Origin of the sequence: Bullifex sp. (assembly GCF_034103065.1) — a bacterium.
Classification (GTDB): Bacteria; Spirochaetota; Spirochaetia; order Sphaerochaetales; family Sphaerochaetaceae; genus Bullifex.
In genome coordinates this window covers 1-3,652 of sequence record NZ_JAXEGN010000259.1, presented here as the reverse complement: position 1 = coordinate 3,652, position 3,652 = coordinate 1, and the positions used below count along the sequence as shown (strand labels likewise).

4 protein-coding genes are annotated in these 3,652 nt (G+C 32.1%); 1 reads left to right on the top strand and 3 read right to left on the bottom strand.

Annotated elements, in window-relative coordinates:
* From asnB to SOY52_RS09835, 3 genes are all read right to left on the bottom strand, one after another.
* The coding region (gene asnB / locus SOY52_RS09845; RefSeq protein WP_320848783.1) for an asparagine synthase (glutamine-hydrolyzing) at positions 1 to 927 on the bottom strand (927 nt) is incomplete at its 3' end.
* 181 nt (positions 928 to 1,108) lie between these two features.
* A complete protein-coding gene (locus SOY52_RS09840; protein WP_320848782.1) occupies positions 1,109 to 2,437 on the bottom strand; it encodes an ATP-binding protein in 1,329 nt (442 codons plus the stop codon).
* A 130-nt stretch (positions 2,438 to 2,567) separates the two neighbouring features.
* Positions 2,568 to 3,254 carry a GNAT family N-acetyltransferase gene (locus tag SOY52_RS09835; RefSeq protein WP_320848781.1) on the bottom strand — a complete coding sequence of 229 codons (687 nt, stop codon included), beginning with the start codon at positions 3,252 to 3,254 and terminating at the stop codon, positions 2,568 to 2,570.
* A 39-nt stretch (positions 3,255 to 3,293) separates the two neighbouring features.
* On the opposite strand from SOY52_RS09835, the gene SOY52_RS09830 reads away from it, so the two are divergent.
* Positions 3,294 to 3,652: HAD-IIB family hydrolase (locus tag SOY52_RS09830; protein WP_320848780.1), on the top strand; the 359-nt coding region annotated here is incomplete at its 3' end.

Genomic DNA, 3,652 nt, shown 5'->3' with positions numbered 1-3,652 from the left:
AATTGCATCTAAAGCTTCTTGAATTGTAAAGTGTACTTCATGGTGAACAGTTCCAATAAAGTCTGCAGCCTTTCTTGCTGCAATTAAGTCTGGAGAACCTTCAAGACCAATTGCAAAGGAGTGTAAACGTGGCCACCAAGCAGCTTCTGCATCACCACTTTCAATTCTGTTTTTAGCAAACTTAGCTGTAACTGCGGCGATTATTGAGCTATCAAGACCACCTGATAATAGTACGCCATATGGTACATCACTCATCATCTGTCTTTTTACTGCTTCCTCTAAGGCTGTTCTAAGTTCATCTACAGATGCATTGTTATCCATTACATTTTCATAGCTTTCCCAATCTCTCTTATACCACTGTACAGTTTTACCAGTTTCTGAAGAAAAATATGTTCCAGGCATAAACTCGGTAATAGTAGAGCACTTACCTTCTAATGCCTTTAACTCTGAAGCAACATAGTAATGGCCTTCACTATCCCATCCTTGATAGAGAGGAATAATACCAATGTGGTCACGTGCAACCATGTATGTATCCTTTTCGCTATCATATAAACAGAATGCAAAGATACCATTTAAGTCTTCTAAGAAGTCACAGCCTTTATCTTGGTACAGTGCTAGGATTACTTCACAGTCTGATTTTGTTAGAAATTCATACTTTCCCTTGTAACGCTCTCTTATCTCTTGATGGTTGTAAATCTCACCGTTTGCAGCAAGTACTAGCTTTCCATCTTTGCTATAAAGTGGTTGCTTTCCAGAAAGTGGATCAACAATTGAAAGTCTTTCATGTGAGATTACACAATCAGGACCGGTAAATATTCCAGACCAATCTGGACCACGGTGACGTATTTTTCTAGACATCTCCTTTACACCATCTCTATATGATGATGCATCTTTAGCAATGTCAAACATTCCAACGAAACCACACATAATCCTATCCTCCCCTAAAAACGAAGAAAGGCGTTCTTCCCCTAAGGAAAAACGCCTTTGTTTTATGCACATTAAACTACAGAACTTGATTATTTTTGTCAATATATGTGTATTTTTAATATTCCCAATACATATCTTAAAAGATATTATTGCCATTAAAGCTATTTAAGTTAAAACTTAATTATAAAAACTGAGCCATATAAACTGGCAAGTAATCTATATCACCTTCTCTCATAAAATCTTTTGTATAAAGAACTATTTTTTTATTAATTCTTGATGCAAATTTATTTGAGAAACAATCTATCGAAGGATGGCTTTTATATCCTGAGCTTTTTACCTCTATTGGACAAATTTTATTTTTATCCGCAATTAAAAAATCTATTTCATAGTTGTGTCTTGATTTCTCATTCAAAAAAGTATAATAGTAAAGTTCATGTTCATTAGTAGCTAGAATTTGGGCTACAATATTTTCATAAACATAGCCAAGATTTGCATGAGATTTATCAGATAATAGCTTTAGATAAATTTCGTTATCTGTAAATTTCTTATTTTTAAAAACAAGAGTTACAAACAATCCTGTATCTATTGTATATAATTTAAATCTTTCTAAATCTTTATTTTGTGCCATTCCTAAAACAGGATCATTTGCGTGATATGCTACAAGAACTGTACCCGAATCCTTTAATTCTGCTATGGATTCTAATACATCACTTGCCCTACTACCACTTATCACACTTGAGACTTTATATCTTGATGCATTTCCCATTAACTGTGCTGGAATAGCATCATACAATGCAGAAAGTTTTCCTGTTGGATCAATTTTTCTTAGATCATCTTCATACAACTTTAGAATATCTCTCTTAACTTTATCAACTTGGCAAAAATCATTTGTTTGAATATAAGATTCTATGGCTTGGGGCATACCTCCTACAAGCATATACAAACGAAAATCTCTAAGTAGTTTTCTATTTACAGCTTGTCCAATAGGTATCTTTTTTTCATAAAACTCTTTAATAATATTAATTGATGTATAATCTCCAAGAGCCCATCGGAATTCTTCAATATCCATTGGGAACATTTTTAATTTTCTCTCTTCACTAGGAATTAAAATATCCTTCACATTTTTGTGAATAGAAATTAAAGAACCTGTTTCTATATAGTCATATTTTCCATCTTCAACTAATGCTTTAATTGCCTGCCTAGCCTTTGGACATAACTGCACCTCATCAAAAACAATGCAAGACTTCCTTTCTTTTAATGTTGTTTTATATGTTAACTGGAGCTGAAGAAATATAAAGTTTAAATCAGATAGATCATCAAATAATTTTTTTATATAAAGAGAGGCTCTATAAAAATCTACAATAATATAGCTATCATACTCATTTTTTACAAATTCTTTTACAATTGTTGATTTACCCACTCTACGTGGTCCTTCGATTAACAATGCTGTTTTACCTTTTGATTCCTCTTTCCATTGAAGCATTTTGCTATATATTTTTCTTTTAAACATTTACATTTCCTATTTTACAAAAATCGTCAAATTTATTTGAGAGAAAAACAACAAAATCGTCAAATTTATTTTAAGAAAAACAACAAAATCGTCAAATTTATTTTAAGAAAAAGCAACAAAATCGTTAAATTTAGTATAAAGAATACCAATCTGAGGCTTTATCTGCTTTTACAAGTCCTAGCTTTAATTGAAGGTTTTCAGATGCAATATTACCATTTACGACATTGCAATATACTCTATGAATTTTTCTCATTTCATTTATATATGCTCCCTCCAAATCATAGGCAAGACCTAATCGTTGGTACTCAGGAAATATTTCAAGCATTCCCATAGAACCTTCACTGTGTTCGGCAATAAAACCTGCAAGATTGTTATCAATAAATATTCCTCTTACTACTCCACTTTCTAATCTATCAACGATGTAATCGATATCACTAAAGAGGTGGTAGTGAGACTTCATAATATCTTTATATGATTTATCAAGTACTCTGATATCTTGCTTTCTTACCTTTACATCTTCATCCTTTGTATAGACATACAGTGAACATGCATTAGCTAACCGAAATCCATACTCCCTCATTACAGTTGTAACATGCTCTCTGTGAATAGAAATTAATTCGACAGATTTTGGAAGTAGTTCAATAAATGGTCTTACATCACTATCAAATGGAGCAATAAAACCTGTATTGCCATCTGCTATAGTTACAATGCCATCCATTCCACAATAGATAACTTTTCCAACTTCTCTTTCGATTTGGTCAATCATATCAATATATGAGAGAAAATCTCTCTTTTCTAATATTTCTTTTGGTGTCATAGTGAGCTTTATAATATCATCTTCCAGGAGTTTTTAAAAATGGTTAAAACTGTATTTATTGATATAGATGGAACACTATTAAATAGAGATCATGTATTAACTCAAAATACAATAAATGCTCTTACTAAAGCACATGATGAAGGTGTCATCATTACCCTATGTTCAGGAAGATCCCGTGATGGTCTACTTGAAATAACAGATAAACTTCCATTTAGGCCATATTTAGCAACCTTAAATGGAGCATATATTATTGATGATAAAGGAAATGTTATTAATGAACACTACTTTGAATATGATACTCTAATAAAGCTTGAAAAACTTAGAAAGGACTGTGGTGTCGGTCTATTGTATTTCCCAGAATGTGGATGGGCAGCTAATAGTGACAATAAAGAATATGA